This is a genomic window from Halomonas sp. SS10-MC5 (genome assembly GCF_015992245.1).
Lineage (GTDB): Bacteria > Pseudomonadota > Gammaproteobacteria > Pseudomonadales > Halomonadaceae > Halomonas > Halomonas sulfidoxydans.
In genome coordinates this window covers 4383634-4402020 of record NZ_CP065435.1, presented here as the reverse complement: position 1 = coordinate 4402020, position 18387 = coordinate 4383634, and the positions used below count along the sequence as shown (strand labels likewise).

Sequence of the window (18387 nt, the reverse complement as noted above, 5' to 3'; positions counted from 1 at the left end):
CTCTGTTATCATGAGCGAGCGGGTTTCGGGAGTCGTCCGGGCCCATATGCATCCGCCATGCCGTGGTGACGCTTCCCACGGCGTGGCTCCAGGAGAGCGCCATGTCGTTGAGCGAACAGCTGCAGGAACACAAGGAAACCCTGATCCTTGCCCTCGAGCAGGAGGATCGCGAACGCCTCGACCAGTGGCTTCCCGAGCTGCGCGCCGCGGACCTCTCCGAGATACTCGAGGAGATGGCCGAGGATGACGACGATCTTCCCAGTGTCCTGAAGCTGCTCGACTTCCTGCCGCTCGAGCGCCGCGCCAACGTCCTGGGGTATCTCCCCGGCGAAGTCCAGCTCGAGGTGGCCGAGGCCATGACCGATGAGCTGCTGCTCTCGGTGCTGGAGGAGATGGGATCGGATGAGCGCGCCGACCTGTTCAACCTGCTCGGCGAGGACCGCCAGGAGGTGCTGCTACGGCGTATGGCGCGCCAGGAGCGCGAAGACCTCAAGCGCCTCGCCAGCTACGAGGAGGGCACCGCCGGGGCGATCATGACCTCGGACTACGTCGCCATCCCCAGCGGCATGACCGTGTCCCAGGCGATGATGCGGGTGCGCCAGACGGCTCCCGACGCCGAGACGGTCTATCAGCTCTACATCATTGACCCGGAGGGTAAGCTGGCCGGCACGCTGTCGCTGCGCCAGCTGATGGTGGCGCGGCCCGGCGCTCAGGTCGACGACCTGATGATCAAGGACGTCATCAGCGTGCCGGTGGACGAGGCGCAGGAAGAGGTCGCGCGCCTGGTGGCGCGCTACGACATGCTGGCGGTGCCGGTCACCGACCACGACGAGCGCCTGGTCGGCATCGTGACCCACGACGACGCCATGGACGTCGCCGAGGAGGAGGCCACCGAGGACTTCCACAAGGGCATGTCCATCGGCCAGCTCGAGGACGGCGTCAGCCGGGTACCGCTGTGGAGCCTCTATCGCAAGCGGGTGACCTGGCTGGTACTGCTGGTGTTCGCCAACCTCTTCTCCGGGGCGGGCATCGCCTACTTCGAGGACACCATTGCCGCCCAGGTGGCCCTGGTATTCTTCCTGCCGCTGCTGATCGGCAGCGGCGGCAACGCCGGCGCCCAGGCCGCCACGCTCACGGTGCGCGGCATGGCCACCGGCGATGTCGGCGTCAAGGACTGGAGCAAGCTGCTCGGGCGCGAACTGCTGGTGGCCGGCTCGCTGGGGCTGACCATGGCGCTGGCGGTGGCGCCGATCGGCGTGATGCGCGGCGGCGAGGCGGTGGCCATGGTGGTGGCCGCCAGCATGGTGACCATCGTGCTGTTCGGCAGCCTGCTCGGCATGTGCCTGCCGTTCATTCTCAACCGAGTGGGCTGGGACCCGGCCACCGCCTCGGCGCCTCTGGTGACCACGCTGATTGACGCCAGCGGTGTCCTGATCTACTTCAGCATCGCCACGGCGGTGCTGACGGGACTCTAGCGGGCGGGCGCGAACGGCACCCCGGCGTGGCCCCTCGCTGCTGCCGGCCGGGGGCGAACAGAATTGTAACGAGACACGGCGGACAAGCGGCAGGGGGACGTGTATCCTCTTCGCGTCCTGCCGTGCGTCGGCTGTCAGGCTGCGCACGTCCTTGCCAACAGGAGAGCGCCATATGGATTGGCTTCAGGTCGTCGTGCTGTCAGTGATTCAGGGCCTGACCGAATTCCTGCCCATCTCGAGCTCGGCCCACTTGATACTGGTGCCGGTGCTGACCGAGTGGAACGATCAGGGGCTGGTGTTCGACGTGGCGATGCACCTGGGCAGCCTGGCGGCGGTGGTGCTCTACTTCCGCCACGATCTGAAGCGCATGGGGGCGAGCTGGGCCCTGTCCCTGCGCGGACGAAGCCTGCGCGGGGGCAGCGTCGATCCCGATGCCCGGCTGGCCTGGTGGGTGCTGCTGGCCACGATCCCGGTCTGTGTCGTCGGCCTTGCCTTCCACGACGTCATCGAGGTGGGAATGCGCTCGCCGATCCTGATCGGGATCACCCTGATCGGCTTCGGTCTACTGCTGGGCTATGCCGACTGGCACAAGCGCGGGGGGCGCAGCGAGTATCAGTTGACCCTGCGCGATGCGATGCTGATCGGCCTGGCCCAGGCGCTGGCGCTGATTCCCGGCACCTCGCGCTCCGGCATCACCATCACCGCGGCGCTGCTGCTCGGCATGAGCCGCGAGGGGGCGGCGCGCTTCTCGTTCCTGCTGTCGATCCCGGTGACGGCCCTGGCTGCGGGCCTGGAGATCGTCGGGCTGGTGCAGATGCCGCGCGGCATCGACTGGCCGGCGATGGGCGTTGGCGTGATCCTGTCGGGGGTGAGCGCCTACCTCTGCATCCATTACTTCATCGCCTTCATCAAGCGGATCGGCATGCAGCCGTTCGTCATCTATCGCATCGTGCTCGGACTATGGCTGCTGTGGATCTTCGGGTAGCCATGCCACACTCGTCGAGGAGTCCTGTTACCATGAATCCCGTCCTGCGTCCTGTGGTGATCTCTGTGCTGTTCCTGGGGCTGCTGCTGGCCGGCTGCTCCGAGAGCGATCGACCGCTGGAATCGCCGGTGCGCCTGGAGGGAAGCATCTTCGGCACTTTCTACCAGGTGACCATCGCCGACAGCCTGACCCAGGGCCAGGCGCGCGAGCTGGAGGAAGGGCTGCTCGAGGTGCTCGAACAGGTGGATGCCGCCATGTCGATCTATCGCGACGACTCGGAGCTGATGGCCTTCAACCAGGCGCCGCTCGGGGAGTGGCAGCCACTCTCCAACGAGCTGATCGAGGTGCTGGCGATCAGCCAATCGGTGGCCGAGGCGAGCGACGGCGCCTTCGACGTCACCCTCGGCGGCCTGGTCAACCTGTGGAGCTTTGGCTCCGAGGCACGCCCGCGCGAGGTGCCCGACGACGAGACCCTCGAGGCGCGCCTGGCCGAGGTCGGTCCCGACAGCATCGAGGTCGATGAGAACGCCCTGCAGGCACGCCGGCTGCGCGACGTGTTCGTCAACCTCGGCGGCGTGGCCAAGGGGCACGCCACCGATCGGGTTGCCGCCTACCTCGACGCCGAAGGCATCGAGCACTACCTGGTCAACCTGGGCGGCGACCTGATCACGCGCGGCTACCGCGACAGGCAGGCCGAGCCCTGGCGCATCGGCATCGAGGCGCCGCTCGACGATCGCCAGGAGGCCACGCATATCGTGCCGCTGCACGATATTTCAGTGGCGACCTCAGGCGATTACCGCAACTATTTCGAAGAGAATGGGCAACGCTTCTCGCACACCATCGACCCGCGTAGTGGGCGCCCCATCGAGCATCGCGTGGCGTCGGTGACGGTGGCCCACCCCTCCAACGCCTGGGCCGATGCCTGGGCCACGGCGATGATGGTGCTGGGCGAAGAGGGCTTGGAGCTGGCGCGCGAGCAGGGCCTCAAGGTGCTCTTGCTGGTGCGCGAGGACGAAGGCTGGAGCAGTGTCGCGAGCCCCGCCTTCGCCGATTACCTGGGCGGGGAACTGAGTGACGAGATGGGCCTGGAAGTGCGCTGAGCCGCCGCCTTGAGAACGGCGCGACCGCCCCGTCGATAGCCGAGGGCGGGCCGCCGGGCCCCCGATGAACTGGAGCCAATCGAATGGACAAGGAGTCTTCGATGACCCTGGATGTGGTGATACTGGCGGCCGGGCAGGGCACGCGGATGCGTTCGACTCTGCCCAAGGTGCTGCATCGCCTGGCCGGCAAGCCGATGGTGCGCCACGTGCTCGATACCGCACGCGAGCTGGAGGCGGAACGCCTGCACGTGGTGGTCGGCCACGGTGCCGAACGGGTGCGCGAGGCACTCGCCGACTATCCGGTGCGCTTTGCGCTGCAGGCCGAACAGAAGGGCACCGGACATGCGGTGACGCAGGCACTGGATGATCTGGGCGACGGCAGGGTGCTGGTACTGTACGGCGACGTGCCGCTGATCCGGCGCGAGACCCTGGCCAAGCTGCTGGACGAAGTGGGCGAGTCGCGCATGGCGCTGCTCACCGTGACGCTGGACGACCCGAGCGGCTACGGCCGCATCCTGCGCGACGCAGACGGGCGGGCGGTGGCCATCGTCGAGCAGAAGGATGCCAGCGAGAACGAGCTGGCGATCCGCGAGTGCAACACCGGCATCATGGCCATGACCGCCTCCCAGCTCAAGCGCTGGCTGCCGCGGCTCTCCGCCGACAACGCCCAGGGCGAGTACTACCTCACCGACATCATCGCCATGGCGGCCGCCGAGGGGGTCGCCATCGCCACCGCCCAGCCGGCCGACCCGCTGGAGGTGGAGGGGGTCAACAACCGCCTGCAGATGGCACGCCTGGAGCGGGCGCATCAGGCGCGCATCGCCGACGAGCTCATGGTTCAAGGGGTGGCGCTGCTCGATCCGTCGCGTCTCGACGTGCGCGGTCGCCTGAGCTGCGGGCACGACGTCGAGATCGACGTCGGCTGCGTGTTCGAGGGCGAGGTGGAGCTGGGCGAGGGCGTGCGGATCGGCGCGCACTGCGTGATTCGCGACAGCCATATCGGTGCCGAGTGCGTGATCGAGCCGCATAGCGTGATCGAGGGCGCCGTGGCGGCCGGGCACAACCGCATCGGACCCTTCGCCCGGCTGCGTCCCGGCACTCGCCTGGCGGTGGGCGCCAAGGTGGGCAATTTCGTCGAGACCAAGAACGTCGAGGTGGGCGAGGGCAGCAAGATCAACCACTTGAGCTACGTGGGCGACGCGCGGCTGGGGCGTGACGTCAACGTCGGCGCCGGTACCATCACCTGCAACTACGACGGCGCCAACAAGCATCGCACCGAGATCGGCGACGACGCCTTCATCGGCTCCAATACCGCCCTGGTCGCCCCGGTCAGCGTCGGGCGTGGCGCCACGGTCGGTGCCGGTTCGACCATCAGCAAGGACGTGCCCGACGACGCCCTGGCCGTCTCCCGCGGACGCCAGATCGCCAAGGCCGGCTGGGCACGGCCGACCAAGAACACTCGAGACTGAGGCAAGCGCGAGGAATCGTCATGTGTGGAATCGTCGGTGCCGTTGCCGAGCGCAACGTGGAAGGGATCCTGCTCGAAGGGCTCAAGCGGCTGGAGTATCGCGGCTACGACTCGGCCGGCATGGCCGTGCTCGGCGCTGCCGGCGAGCTGCAGCGTCGCCGGGCGCTGGGCAAGGTGGCCGCCCTCGAGGCCCTGCTCACGGAGACCGCCCTGCCGGGCCGCTGCGGTATCGCCCACACCCGCTGGGCCACCCATGGCAGGCCCAGCGAGGAGAATGCCCACCCGCATCAATCGGGCGATCGGCTGGCGCTGGTGCACAACGGCATCATCGAGAATCATGAGCCGCTGCGGCGTGAGCTGCAGGCGGCCGGCTACGCCTTCTCCTCGCAGACCGACACCGAGGTGGTGGCTCATCTGCTGGAGCGTGAATACCGTCATGGCGACGGTCTGCTGGCCGCCGTGCAGCGCGGGCTCGCGCAACTCGAGGGTGCCTATGCGCTGGCGGTGGTCCACACCGACGAGCCCGATGTCATCGTCGGCGCACGCAAGGGCAGCCCGCTGGTGGTGGGGGTGGGCATCGACGAGGCCTTCCTCGGCTCCGACCCGCTGGCGCTGCTGCAGGTCACCGATCGTTTCATCTACCTACAGGAAGGCGATGTGGTGCGCCTCTCGGCCGGCGGCAGGATCGAGATCTTCGATGCCGAGGGCCAGGCCGCTCAGCGCCCGATCCAGACTTTCGAGCACGGCGACGGCGCGGCCAGCAAGGGCGAGTACCGTCACTTCATGCAGAAGGAGATCTTCGAACAGCCGGCGGTGATCGCGGCGGCCCTCGAAGGGCGGCTGGGCGAGCGCTCGGTGCCGGCCGAGTGCTTCGGCCCCGACGCCGAGGCGCTGTTCGCGCGGGTCGAGCAGCTGCATATCGTGGCCTGCGGCACCAGCTACCACGCCGGTCTGGTGGCGCGCTACTGGCTCGAGCGCTATGCCGGGATACCCGTGCAGGTGGAGGTGGCTTCCGAGTACCGCTATCGTACCGTGGTGGTGCCCGACAACACCCTGTTCGTCACCCTGTCGCAGTCCGGCGAGACCGCCGACACCCTGGCGGCGCTGCGCTTCGCGCGCGAGCAGGGCTACCTCGGCAGCCTGGCGATCTGCAACGTACCGGGCAGTTCGCTGGTGCGCGAATCGGACCTGACGCTGATGACCCAGGCCGGCCCCGAGATCGGCGTCGCCTCCACCAAGGCCTTCACCACCCAGCTCACCGCCCTGATGCTGCTGACCCTGGCCATGGGACGGGTCAAGGGGCTCGCGGCCGAGACCCAGGCCGAGGTGGTAGCCGGCCTGCGCGGCCTGCCGCGGCTGGTGAGCCGCGTGCTCGAGCTCGACGACGCCATCGAGGCGCTGTCCACGGCCTTCGCCGAGAAGCAGCATGCGCTGTTCCTCGGCCGCGGTGCGCATTTTCCCATCGCCCTCGAGGGTGCGCTCAAGCTCAAGGAGATCTCCTACATCCACGCCGAGGCTTACCCTGCCGGCGAGCTCAAGCACGGACCGCTGGCGCTGGTCGACAGCGAGATGCCGGTGATTTCCGTCGCCCCCAACGACGAGCTGCTCGACAAGCTGAAGTCCAACCTCCAGGAGGTGAAGGCACGCGGCGGCGAACTCTTCGTCTTTGCCGACGAGGGGGTCGGCCTCGCGGAGGAGGAGGGCGTCAGGGTGTTGCGGCTGCCCCACGTTCACGATGCCCTGGCCCCGATCCTCTACACCGTGCCGCTGCAGCTGCTGAGCTACCACGTGGCGGTACTCAAGGGCACCGACGTCGACCAGCCGCGCAACCTGGCCAAGTCAGTGACGGTGGAATGATGCCGCTGTGAGTCGACTTACCTTTCTCGTGTCTTGTCGTTACACTTCGTTATGAAGTCGGGCAGCAATAAGCGTGCCTCATTGCCGCCTAATTTCAATTAAACCAAGAACGAGAAAAGGATATCGACGTGGGGAAAGGAAAGCAGCAGGGAAACTCCCTGAAGAAACCGCTGGCGGCCGTCGTCGGGTTAGCGCTCATCGCCGGCCTGGGGGCCCCCCATTGGATGGGGCGCCAGATAGAGCGACAGTATGCCGATTACCTTCACCAGTTCGGCAGCCTCGAATATATCCAGATCGAGAACCCGAGTTACGAGAGGGGCTGGTTCGAAGCGCGAGCCAGCTATGAACTCGTTCTCGAGCCGGAGTTCGCCCAGGCCTACCAACGGCTGCTCGCTGAGGACATGGCGCTGGAGCTCGAGGGCGAGCCGCTGCGGATCGCCATCAGCGACCGCATCGTCCACGGTCCCTTCATGGGCGCTCTGGCCCGCCTCGAGGGGCGGATCGAGGCGTCGGGCTGGCTGTTCGATCAGCTGGTCCAGTGGGAGGAGGCCGGCGCTCTTTCGCGCTACGAGGCAAGCGTGGGCTTCGATCGCGTGGTGAAGGGCGAATGGGCCCCCCAGGAGATGACGCTGGTCGCAGGTCCGCTGCTCAGCGAGGCGGGATTCGACATGCGCTACGTCGCCGATTACCTGGGTGGCGATTTCCGCTACGACCCGACCATGGGCGAGTACCGCAGCAGCAACCGCCTGGGGCAGGCCCGGCTGGAGGAGCCTGGTGCCGTGCATACCTTCGAAGGTGCCACCTCCAACCTCGTGGTCTCCTTCCCCCAGGGCGTGCTGCGTGAGGTCACCTTCACCTCCGACGATGGCCCGATGCTGAGCCAGAGCCGTGACCCGGCGCAGACGGGCGATTCGCGAATCGATGGGCAGAACGTCGAGGTCCAGCTCGACTTCGACGAGCAGGGGCGCTTCGCGAGCGTCGACAGCCGTTTTGCCATGCGGGGCTTCGAGGCCGAGGAGCCTGAGCTGTTCCTGACCCTGCAAGGCATCGAGGCCGATTTCAAGGCGACACGCCAGGGCGAGACCAGCTGGTACGGCCAGCTTGGGCTGAACCTCGACGGCATGACGGTACGCCAGCAGCAGTCGCCGGGCTTTGAAGCGCAGAGCGTGAACTATCGCCTGGACGTTGAGCCGGAGTCCGATTCGCAGTTCCGGGTGGCGCAGCTGGTCGCGTCCCGGGATCTACGCATCCAAGGCATGGAAGAGCCGATCGCGTTCCACCTCGAGTCGAGCTATGGCCAGCTTCCGCGAGAGGCGTACGACACGCTGTGGCAACTGGTCTACGAAGCGATCGACGTCTTCAGCCTGGACGACCCCGACGCCGTGCTCCCGGTGTTCGAACGTATCGAGCAGGCGAGCGAGACGCTGATGGCCGGTCGCTCCGCCTTCACCTTCAAGCCGGTGTCGTTCAGCATCGGCGATGCGGATGCCGACCTGTCACTGGACGCCGACCTGGCCCTCGAGGATCTCGACGCCTTCGATCAGCACAAGCTGCTGGCGCCGGACAATCGCCTGGACCTGAGCGTGAACGCCTCCGCGCTGCTGTTGCACAAGGTCGCCCGCGAGTCGCTGCGACAGCAGTACGGGGTGATGATCTCGGACAACGAACTCGATGCGATGGCCAAGGAGATGGTCGCCCAAGGCCTGCAGCCGATGCTGGAGCTCGGCGTGGTGCGTCGCGAGGAAGGGGACCGCTACTCCTTGCACCTGCAGCTCGAGGATGGCCAACTGCGGATGAACGGCGAACCCGGCGAGTGGCTGCTGGGCCAGTTCTGAACCGATCTGCGGCGCGTTGATGGCTGGCTGGCGCGCTCAGCGCGCCACCCAGCCACGCCGGATCAGCGGGGCGAACAGCAGGCGATAGAGCCGCATGGCCACGTGGTGATAGAACGGCAGGATCAGCCAGGTGCGGCTGGCGCCGACCAGCGTGGCCGTGACCGCCGCCAGCAGCAGGGCGCCGAGCATGTCCTGCGGGAAATGCACACCGAGGAAGATCCGCGCCCAGGCCACCGGGAGTGCCAGCAGCAGCAGATAGCGACCGATACGCCGGGTGCCGGCATGCAGCAGCAGGCTGAAGGCCATGGTCAGCATGATCGTTGCGTGGTTGCTGGGAAAGCCGGGGGTCGGGGCGTGCTCCAGGAAGGTTTGCCCGACCGGGACCATGAAGGGCCGCGGGCTGGGCCAGAGGAAACCGAGCAGCCAGCTCGCCGCCAGGGCGAGCAGGGTGGCGACGAAGGCCTCGAGCAGCGGACGCTTCAAACGGTCGCTGCCGCGTAGCCAGCCGATGACCAGCAGGGCCGGCACCATCCAGATCAGATAGACGGCGAACACCTCCGCCAGCAGCAGCAGGCGAGGATCGCTGTCGGGTGCAGCGTTCAGGCGGGTGAACAGGGCAAGATTGAGCGTCGTTTCCATGGGCGTTGTAGCGCGGTGGTGGGCGCGTCTTCCTTGTGCGGCGGGGCAGCTCATGCTGCCACTCGCGGCGCGTCGCTTCCGATTATTTTTGTTACAGGAGCATGACAAGGTTGTCCGGACTGTATCTGGGTTTGCCCATGTGGGCCAACCCCGAGTGGTGTGGCTCCCTTTATCCGCCCTACGCGGGCCAGTCAGGCTGGCTGGCGGACTACGCCCGGGTCTTCTCCGCGGTGGAGGGCAACACCACCTTCTACAGTGGCGCACCCCGGGCGGAGACGGCGGCCGCCTGGTCGCGCCTGGTCCCTCCGCACTTTCGCTTCTGCTTCAAGCTGCCGGCGGCACTGACCCACGAGCGGCGCCTTCACAACATCGAAGCGGACTTCGACGCCTTCGTCGATTCGCTCGCCCCGCTGCACGAGCGCCTGGGGCCGCTGCTCGTTCAGTTGCCGCGCGACTTCGGCTTCGCCGAACTGGCCCGCCTCGAGGCGCTGCTCGCGCGCTGGCCGACCGGGATCCCCTGCGCCGTGGAGGTCCGCCACCCCGAGTTTTTCCACAAGGGGACAGCAGAAGTCGCCTTGAACCGCCTGTTGATAACTCACGGCGCCAACCGCGCGATGCTCGACGTTCGTGCGCTTTTCTCGACCCCGGCAAGGGGCGATCCGGCACTGGCCCACGCTCAGAATGAAAAACCAAGATGCCCATTACACGTGCTTTCCACGGGAGGCCAGCCGCTGATTCGCTTCATCGGTCATGTGGACGAGACCATCAACCTTCGCTACTTCCAGCCCTGGATCGGCCAGATCAGGTTGTGGATAAATCAGGGGAAAACCCCTTTTCTGTTTGTGCATACCGCCGACAACCGACAGGCTCCGCAGCTGGCGAGACGGCTTTTCCAGGCGCTTGCCGGCGCCCTCGGCCTGTCGCCTTTGAGCGATTTCGCCGGGGAGCGGCAAGCGCGCCTGTTCTGACCGCCATCGCAACTGGCGTTCGAGCGTATGATCGGATAAATTTGCCGACATTCGAGCCAGAAACCTTCCGATCTACTGAGTTTTTGCGCTTGAGAAAGATCAACAACCAGATACACAACAACAGGTGAGTCATGTCTAAACTCGTACATGCGCAATGGTCGTCGAAGATGACCTTCGTGCTCGCCGCCGCTGGCTCGGCGGTGGGGCTGGGCAATATCTGGAAGTTTCCCTACATGGTGGGCGAGAGCGGCGGGGCGGCTTTCGTCCTGGTCTACCTGCTCTGCATCGCCGTCATCGGCCTGCCGATCCTGGTCGCGGAGTGGCTCATCGGCCGGCGTGGCCAGGAGAACCCGATCAATGCCATGGCCGAACTCGCCCGCCGTGGCGGACACCTGCCGGCCTGGGTGCTGGTGGGCGTGAGCGGCGTGCTCGGCGCCTTCCTGATTCTCTCCTTCTACAGCGTGATCGGCGGCTGGTCGCTCTCCTACACGCTGGGTTCGATCACCGGCACCTTCAGCGGCCAGGATGCCGAGGGCGTCGGCGGCGTCTTCACCGGTATGCTGGGCAGCCCCGTTACCCTGCTCTTGTGGCATACCGTGTTCATGCTGCTGGTCATCGGCATCGTCGCCCGCGGCGTGACCAAGGGGCTCGAGGGGGCCGTGCGCACCATGATGCCGGCGCTGGTGATCCTGATGCTGGTCCTGGTGGGCTACGGCATGACGACGGGGCATTTCGGCGAGGCGCTCTCTTTCATGTTCCGGCCCGACTGGGGCGCCATCAGCGGTGAGGTGGTGCTGGCCGCCATGGGTCAGGCCTTCTTCACCCTGTCGCTGGGCATGGGCATCATGATGGCCTACGGCTCCTACCTGGGCGAGGAGGTCAACCTGCTGGGTACCGCCCGCACGGTGATCCTCCTCGATACCGGCATCGCCCTGCTGGCGGGGCTGGCGATCTTTCCCATCGTGTTCGCCAACGGGCTGGACCTCAACTCGGGACCGGGGCTGATCTTCGTCACGCTGCCGCTGGCCTTCGGCAATATGACCGGCGGTACCCTGCTGGGGCTGATGTTCTTCCTGCTGCTGACGTTCGCCGCCCTGACCTCGGCCATCTCGCTGCTGGAACCGGTGGTGGAGTTCGTCGAGGAGCGCACGCCGCTGTCGCGCGTCGTGGCCACTCTGGTCAGCGGCGTCGCGGTCTGGGCCCTGGGCATCCTCGCCCTGCTCTCGTTCAACCTGCTGGGCGAGTTCCTGATCCTGGGGCTCAACGTGTTCGATCTGCTGGACACCTTCACCAGCAAGATCCTGCTGCCGCTGACGGGGCTCGGCGCGATCCTGTTCGTCGCCTGGTGCCTGGATCGCCAGAGCGTGGCCGCCGAGCTCAATCTCTCCGGTGCCGGTCAGTCGCTGTGGGTGGTGGTGGCGCGCTACGTGGCGCCGCTGGGCGTGGTCGCGGTGTTCCTGCACTCGCTGCTGGGCTAAGGCCTCCCTCCAGGCCCCGGGCTGCGGGGCCTGGCGTGGGTAGCGAACGGCCGCCGGTGGGCGGCCGCTTCAGTGTTTCTCCTCGTCGGCCAGGTCGGCGATGTCGCGCTCCAGCTGCTTGAACTCCTGGTGTAGCTCGATGCCGCGTCGGGCGCGCAGGTTGCGCTGGGCGGCGCTGCGGGAGCGCTTTTCGTGCTCGGCGACGTTGATGCTCATGAAGATGTCGAGAAGTTCGTTCTTGACGGAAGTGACCCGTTCGACCTTACTCATGATCGACTCTCCCTTCTTCTTCTGTGCCTTATCTTCTCTCGTCCAGCAAGATCAAATCACAGCATCTTTACTATACCCTACTTGACAGTTTCGTGACGAAGTGGGCCATTCCACGCTCCCCGCCGGGAAACTCCCCCAAGCGGGGCGGGATCAGGCATACTGACCCCTGCGTTCGTCAACCAAGGAGTTCCGCGTGAGCCGCGCCCTGTTCGATGAAATGAGACGCCGCATGGAGCATTTTCGCCGCTCCGAGCAGAAAGTGGCGCGCTTCGTGCTGCGCAACCCCGACGAAGTGATCCACATGCGCATCGTCGACCTGGCCACCGAGGCCAAGGTCAGCGAGCCGACCGTGGTGCGCTTCTGCCGGGCCCTCGGCTGCAACGGCTTCCAGGACTTCAAGCTCAAGCTGGCGCAGATGCTGGCCTCGGGCAGCCAGTTCGCCCAGTTCTCGATGAACGACGACGATTCCGTCGCCGAGTTCTCGCAGAGCATCTTCGACTCCACCGTGGGCACCCTGCTGTCGGTGCGCGACCGGCTCGACAACGACGCCATGAGCCGGGCGATCCAGGCCCTGGCGATGGCCAACCGGGTCGAGTTCTACGGCTTCGGCGCCTCCGGCGCGGTGGCCTTCGACGCCCAGCACAAGTTCTTCCGCCTGCAGATCTCCACCGCCGCCTACGCCGACCCGCACATGCAGAACATGTCGGCGGTGACCCTCAAGGAGGGCGACGTGGTGGTGGCGATCTCCCAGACCGGCCGCACCCGTGCCCTGGTGGCCAGCGTGCGCCTGGCCCGTGAGGCCGGGGCCACGGTGATCGGCCTGTGCCCCAGCGGCTCGCCGCTGGCCGAGGAGGTGACCCTGCCGCTCTACATCGACGTGCACGAGGACACCGAGATCTACACGCCGATGAGTTCGCGCATCGCCCACCTGGTGCTGGTCGATGTGCTCGCCGTGGGCGTGGCCAAGACCCGCGGGCCGAAGCTCGCCGAGCAGCTCAAGGCAGTCAAGAAGAGCTTGACGCCGTTGAGGTTTCCGGAACAGGAAGGCAAGCCTTGACCCGGCTTCGCCGCTCATAGATGAAAGATCGGCGCTTCGCGCCTAAGAGCGCGGCTATGCCGCTTGAAGAGGGAAGGGGAAACAATTGGCTTCCCTCTTCCCTCCCGCGCCCCTGCGGGCGGATATGTTAAGCTGACGATCCATTTTTCAAGCAGCGATGCCCTCCCCATGGACGACGTCACGGCGATCCTCGATCAGTTGAACCCGGCCCAGCGCGAGGCGGTGAGCGCGCCCCAGGGCAACATGCTGGTGCTGGCCGGGGCCGGCTCCGGCAAGACCCGGGTGCTGGTGCATCGCATCGCCTGGCTGATGCAGGCTGAGGGCTTGTCTCCCTATGCCGTGCTGGCCGTGACCTTCACCAACAAGGCGGCGCGCGAGATGCGTACGCGCCTCGAGGCGCTGCTCGGGCTGTCGCTGCGCAACGTCTGGGTCGGTACCTTTCACTCCATCGCTCATCGCCTGCTGCGCACCCACTGGCAGGATGCGCGGCTGCCGCAGCACTTCCAGATCATCGATACCGACGACCAGCTGCGCCTGATCAAGCGCCTGCTCAAGGATCACCAGATCGACGACGAGCGCTACCCGCCGCGTCAGGTGCAGTACTTCATCTCCGGCTGCAAGGAGGAGGGGCTGCGCCCGCATCAGGTCGACGTGCACGGCGATGCCTACATGGCCCAGATGGTCGAGCTCTACGAGCGCTATCAGCTCACCTGCGAACGCGGCGGCCTGGTCGACTTCGGCGAGCTGCTGCTCAGAAGCCTCGAGCTGCTGCGCGATACGCCGGCGCTGCTGGCGCATTACCAGGAGCGCTTCGCCCATGTGCTGGTCGACGAGTTCCAGGACACCAACACCCTGCAGTACGCCTGGCTCAAGCTGCTCACCGGCATGAAGACACCGATGACCGTGGTGGGCGACGACGACCAGTCGATCTACGGCTGGCGCGGGGCACGGATCGAGAATATCCGCCGCTTCGAGCAGGAGTTTCCGGCCACCCATACCGTGCGCCTGGAGCAGAACTACCGCTCCACCAGCGCCATCCTCGATGCCGCCAACGCCCTGATCAGCCACAACGCCGAGCGTATGGGCAAGGAGCTGTGGACGGCCGGCGCCCGCGGCGAGCCGATTTCGGTGTATGCCGGCTTCAACGACCTGGATGAGGCGCGCTTCATCGTCGACACCATCAAGGAGAAGGTCGACGAGGGCTACCGACGCCGCGACGTGGCCATCCTCTACCGCTCCAACGCCCAGTCGCGGGTGCTCGAGGAGACCCTGATCCGTCAGGGCATGCCCTATCGCATCTACGGCGGCCAGCGCTTCTACGAGCGCCTCGAGATCAAGAACGCCCTGGCCTACCTGCGCCTGCTGCTGAACCGTGACGACGACGCCTCTCTCGAGCGCATCATCAACGTGCCGCCGCGGGGCATCGGCACCCGTACCGTGGAGCAGGTGCGCGAACGCGCCCGCCTGGCCGGCGTGTCGCTGTGGCAGGCACTGCACGACGGTCTCATGGACGGCGCGCTGAAGGGGCGCGCGGGCGCGTCGCTGCAGGCGTTTGCCGACCTCATCGAAGGGCTCGACAACGACACCGCCGGCATGTCACTGCACGAGATCATCGATCACGTGAACGAGCGCTCCGGGCTGGTGGAGCATCATCGCAACGAGAAGGGCGAGAAGGGGCAGGCCCGGGTCGAGAACCTCGAGGAACTGATCAATGCCGCCCGCGCCTTCACCCAGGGCGAATCCTTCGACCCGCCCGAGGCCGGCGAGGGTGTCGTGGCGCTGGAGGCCTTTCTCGCCGAGGCGGCGCTCAACGCCGGCGAGCACGAGGCCGACGAGTTCGAGGACAGCGTGCAGCTGATGACGCTGCACTCGGCCAAGGGTCTGGAGTTCCCGGTGGTGTTCATCGCCGGGGTCGAGGAGGGGCTGTTCCCGCACAAGATGTCGCTGGAGGAGCCGGGCCGCCTGGAGGAGGAGCGCCGCCTCTGCTACGTCGGCCTGACCCGCGCCATGCGCAAGCTCTACCTCACCCACTCGGAGATCCGCCGTCTGCACGGCAAGGAGACCTTCCAGCGGCCGTCGCGCTTTTTACGCGAAATCCCCGCCGAGTATCTGGAAGAGGTGCGCCTGCGCGGCCAGATCTCGCGGCCGGTGACGGCCACGCGCCCGGCGGTGGGCCTCTCGCGTCAGACCTCGGTCGATCCCGGCGGCGACCTGCCCAGTCTGAGCCTGGGCCAGCGGGTGCAGCACCCGGTGTTCGGCGAGGGCGTGATCCTCAACGCCGAGGGCGAAGGCGCCCGCGCGCGGGTCCAGGTCAGCTTCGAGGGCGAGGGCGACAAGTGGCTGGTGCTTGGGTTCGCCAAGCTCACCCCCCTGTAGGAATACGCCGCGTATCCCTGGGTACGTTGACGTCTACGTCAAAAGGCGGCCTTGCTGCCCAAATGGGCATTCAGCATACTCACAGGCGGACACATCGCGCTTGATTAGACGCGACTCAGAATAATCACTGGAGTCAGGCTCGCCATGCAACGCCGTAAATTCCTCAAGACCGCCGGCCTGGGTGCCGCCGGTGTCGTCGCCGCCCCCTTCGTTTCCACCGCCAAGGCGCAGGAAACCATCACCTGGGACATGGTCACCTCCTGGCCGACCAACTTCCCGGCCCTGGGTACCGGGGCCAACGATTTCGCCAAGCGTATCGAGCAGCTCTCCAACGGCCGCATGCGGGTTCGCGTCCACGGCGCCGGCGAGCTGGTGCCACCGCTGGAGGTGTTCGATGCCGTCGCCGCCGGTACCGCCGAAATGGGCCACTCCGCCGCCTACTACTGGCGCGGCAAGGTCGCCGCTTCGCAGTTCTTCACCGCCGTGCCGTTCGGCATGAACACCACCGAGACCAACGCCTGGCTCTACCACGGCGGTGGCCAGGAGCTGTGGGACGAGATCTACGCCAAGCACAATCTCAAACCGTTCCCGGTGGGCAATACCGGTACCCAGCCCGGCGGCTGGTTCAAGAAGGAGATCAATTCGCTCGACGACCTCCAGGGCATCAAGCTGCGCCTGCCGGGCCTGGCCGGCGAGGCCATGAACCGTATCGGCGTGACCACCGTGAACATGCCGGGCGGTGAGATCTTCACCTCGATGCAGACCGGCGTGCTCGATGCCGCCGACTGGGTCAGCCCCTACAACGACCTGGCCTTCGGCCTGCACCAGGTGGCGGACTACTACTACACCTCGTCCTGGAACGAGCCGTCGGCGGTGCTCGAGGGCACGGTCAACCTGGATGCCTGGAACGAGCTGCCCGACGATCTCAAGGCGGTGGTGACCGAGGCGGCGCGGGCCTCCAACCTGGCGATGTACAGCGAGTTCACCTATCGCAACGCGCAGGCGCTGGATACGCTGGTGGAGGAGCACGGCGTGCAGCTGCGCAGCTTCCCGCAGGACGTCATGGAGGCCCTCTACGAGGCCTCGCGGGCGGTGATCCAGGAGCAGGTGGAAAGCGACCCCGACTCGGCCAAGGTCTACGAGTCCTACCAGGCCTTCCAGAAGCTGGTCCGCCCCTCCAACGATGCCGGCGAATTTGCCTACCTCAAGGCCCGCGACAGCCTCGTCGAGTGAACGCTGTCCGACCGGATCGAGCCACGAGGGCGCCATCAGGCGCCCTCGTCTCGTTCAGATCCCGGCGTCGCTCAGCCGGGCTGATGCACCGCGCGGATGCGCCCCTTGTCGTCGAGCGCCACCATCACGAAGCGGGCCTCGGTGACCTTGTGCAGTTCGCTGGTCTCGCGCTCGTGGGGCTGGCGGATCCACACCTCCACGTCGATCTTGATCGAGCTGTGGCCGATCTCGCGTACGGCGGTGTAGATGTTGACCATCGAGCCGACGCGTACCGGGCACAGGAAATCCATGGTCTCGATGGCCACGGTGGCGGTGCGGCCATGCGCTTCGCGACCCGCCGCCAGCTCGGCGGCCTGGTCCATGTGGCGCACCAGCCAGCCTCCGGGAATGTCGCCGTAGAGGTTGGTATCCTGGCGGTTGGCCAGTAACTTGAGGGTCAGTTGCCCTTGGGGAGCGGGGATATCGTCGAGGTCGGTCATGGAATGTCGTAAGCTCGGCTTGTTGTTGTGGGCGCTGATATTGCATCGCAGCGATTGCAGTGGGCCATCTTATACGCCGTGGCCTGCGCTCACCAGCGCTGCGACAAGCCGCCCCAGTCGATGCATGACTCCGACAATCCTTCGACAGCCATGAGGAGGCCGGCATGATTCCCATCGGCAGGCGGCCTGGCCGCTGCAAGCTACGCCACGGCTGCCTTACCGTTCTGCTGGCGCTGCTGGCCGCGATGGCCCAGGCTGACGAGCCGCCGGTCGGTACCCTGGGCGTCGTGGGTTCCGACACCATGGCCGGACTGATGCTGCGCTGGGGCGAGCAGCTCGGCGAGCGACACCCCGGCATTCGCCTGCAGCTGCAGGCCAGCGGTTCGGCCAGTGCCCCGCCGGCCCTGGCGGCCGGTACCACCCGGCTCGGCCCCATGTCGCGGCCGATGGACGAGGAGGAGCGCCGCGCCTTCGTCCAGCGCCACGGCTATGCCCCGGTGGAAGTCGAGGTGGCCCGCGATGCGCTGGCGATCATCGTCCATCGCCACCATGCGCTGGAATCGCTGCGCCTGACCGAGGTCGATGCCATCTTCTCCCGCACCCGCCGCTGCGGCGGTGAACGCGACATCACCCGTTGGCAGCAGCTGGGCATCGATGACCGGGCCGGGCGTATCGAGCTGCACGGGCGCAACCCGGCATCGGGCAGCCATGGGTTCTTTCGCCAGCATGCCCTGTGTGCTGGCCAGTACCGGCAGCGACTCAATGAGCATCCCGGATCGGCCGCCGTGGCGGCGGCGGTGACGGAGAGTCGCCGGGCGATCGGCTATGTCGGGCTCAACCATCTGACTCCGGGGGTCAAGGCCCTGGCCCTGGAGGATCACGAGGGCACGCGGCGCTTACCCGATGCCGAGCAGGTGCGCCGGGGCGGCTATCCGTTGAGCCGTTCGCTCTACCTCTACGCCAACCTCCCCCCTGGGGAGGCGTTGTCGGGGCCGGAGCGGGCGCTGCTGGAACTCATCCTCTCGCCCGAGGGCCAGCAGACGGTCTCCGAGCTGGGGTTCGTGGCGCTCTCGGAGGCGGCGTTGGCGTCCCAGCGTGAGCGGTTGGGACTGGACGCTCCGCCGCCGTGACGCTGTCATCCAACTGTCATCGAGTCGTTATAGGCTG

At 66.7% G+C, this 18387-nt stretch carries 15 protein-coding genes; 12 read left to right on the top strand and 3 right to left on the bottom strand.

Annotated elements, in window-relative coordinates; all coding sequences use genetic code 11:
• Window positions 1-101 precede the first annotated feature (101 nt).
• From mgtE to I4484_RS20570, 6 genes are all read left to right on the top strand, one after another.
• Window positions 102-1475, top strand: a complete 1374-nt coding sequence (mgtE, locus tag I4484_RS20595) for a magnesium transporter (RefSeq protein WP_197449005.1) — start codon at window positions 102-104, stop codon at window positions 1473-1475.
• Window positions 1476-1647: 172 nt separating this feature from the next.
• Window positions 1648-2460 (top strand): undecaprenyl-diphosphate phosphatase, encoded by an 813-nt coding sequence (locus I4484_RS20590; protein WP_197449004.1) that lies wholly within the window; start codon window positions 1648-1650, stop codon window positions 2458-2460.
• Window positions 2461-2492: 32 nt separating this feature from the next.
• Window positions 2493-3560, top strand: a complete 1068-nt coding sequence (locus tag I4484_RS20585; RefSeq protein WP_197449003.1) for an FAD:protein FMN transferase — start codon at window positions 2493-2495, stop codon at window positions 3558-3560.
• Between the two features lie 101 nt (window positions 3561-3661).
• On the top strand, window positions 3662-5029 hold the full coding sequence (gene glmU, locus I4484_RS20580; RefSeq protein ID WP_197451141.1) for a bifunctional UDP-N-acetylglucosamine diphosphorylase/glucosamine-1-phosphate N-acetyltransferase GlmU: 1368 nt from the start codon (window positions 3662-3664) through the stop codon (window positions 5027-5029).
• Window positions 5030-5049: 20 nt separating this feature from the next.
• Entirely contained in the window at window positions 5050-6885 is a 1836-nt protein-coding gene (gene glmS, locus I4484_RS20575; RefSeq protein WP_197449002.1) for a glutamine--fructose-6-phosphate transaminase (isomerizing), read from the top strand.
• Between the two features lie 128 nt (window positions 6886-7013).
• The gene (locus I4484_RS20570; protein WP_197449001.1) at window positions 7014-8720 is read left to right on the top strand and encodes a DUF945 family protein; all 1707 of its coding nucleotides are present in this window, start codon (window positions 7014-7016) and stop codon (window positions 8718-8720) included.
• Window positions 8721-8756: 36 nt separating this feature from the next.
• Here the strand turns inward: I4484_RS20570 and I4484_RS20565 are convergent, their stop codons facing one another.
• A complete protein-coding gene (locus tag I4484_RS20565; RefSeq protein WP_234283677.1) occupies window positions 8757-9413 on the bottom strand; it encodes a phosphatase PAP2 family protein in 657 nt (218 codons plus the stop codon).
• A gap of 47 nt (window positions 9414-9460) precedes the next feature.
• On the opposite strand from I4484_RS20565, the gene I4484_RS20560 reads away from it, so the two are divergent.
• Both I4484_RS20560 and I4484_RS20555 read left to right on the top strand, forming a co-directional pair.
• Window positions 9461-10327, top strand: a complete 867-nt coding sequence (locus tag I4484_RS20560) for a DUF72 domain-containing protein (protein WP_197449000.1) — start codon at window positions 9461-9463, stop codon at window positions 10325-10327.
• 131 nt (window positions 10328-10458) lie between these two features.
• Window positions 10459-11805, top strand: coding sequence for a sodium-dependent transporter (locus tag I4484_RS20555; protein ID WP_197448999.1), 1347 nt, complete (start codon window positions 10459-10461; stop codon window positions 11803-11805).
• Between the two features lie 69 nt (window positions 11806-11874).
• On the opposite strand, the gene I4484_RS20550 is transcribed toward I4484_RS20555, so the two are convergent.
• Window positions 11875-12075 (bottom strand): PA3496 family putative envelope integrity protein, encoded by a 201-nt coding sequence (locus I4484_RS20550; protein ID WP_111415152.1) that lies wholly within the window; start codon window positions 12073-12075, stop codon window positions 11875-11877.
• 193 nt (window positions 12076-12268) lie between these two features.
• Between I4484_RS20550 and hexR the strand changes: the two genes are divergently transcribed.
• The 3 genes from hexR (at window position 12269) to I4484_RS20535 (ending at window position 16741) form a co-directional block, all read left to right on the top strand.
• A complete protein-coding gene (hexR, locus tag I4484_RS20545) occupies window positions 12269-13132 on the top strand; it encodes a transcriptional regulator HexR (RefSeq protein WP_197448998.1) in 864 nt (287 codons plus the stop codon).
• A gap of 168 nt (window positions 13133-13300) precedes the next feature.
• A complete protein-coding gene (gene uvrD, locus I4484_RS20540; protein WP_197448997.1) occupies window positions 13301-15508 on the top strand; it encodes a DNA helicase II in 2208 nt (735 codons plus the stop codon).
• Between the two features lie 144 nt (window positions 15509-15652).
• A complete protein-coding gene (locus I4484_RS20535; protein WP_197448996.1) occupies window positions 15653-16741 on the top strand; it encodes a TRAP transporter substrate-binding protein in 1089 nt (362 codons plus the stop codon).
• 71 nt (window positions 16742-16812) lie between these two features.
• On the opposite strand, the gene I4484_RS20530 is transcribed toward I4484_RS20535, so the two are convergent.
• On the bottom strand, window positions 16813-17220 hold the full coding sequence (locus I4484_RS20530) for an acyl-CoA thioesterase (protein ID WP_197448995.1): 408 nt from the start codon (window positions 17218-17220) through the stop codon (window positions 16813-16815).
• 164 nt (window positions 17221-17384) lie between these two features.
• Here I4484_RS20530 and I4484_RS20525 point away from each other — a divergent pair, with 164 nt between their 5' ends.
• A complete protein-coding gene (locus I4484_RS20525; RefSeq protein ID WP_197448994.1) occupies window positions 17385-18350 on the top strand; it encodes a PstS family phosphate ABC transporter substrate-binding protein in 966 nt (321 codons plus the stop codon).
• The last annotated feature ends 37 nt before the right edge of the window (window positions 18351-18387 follow it).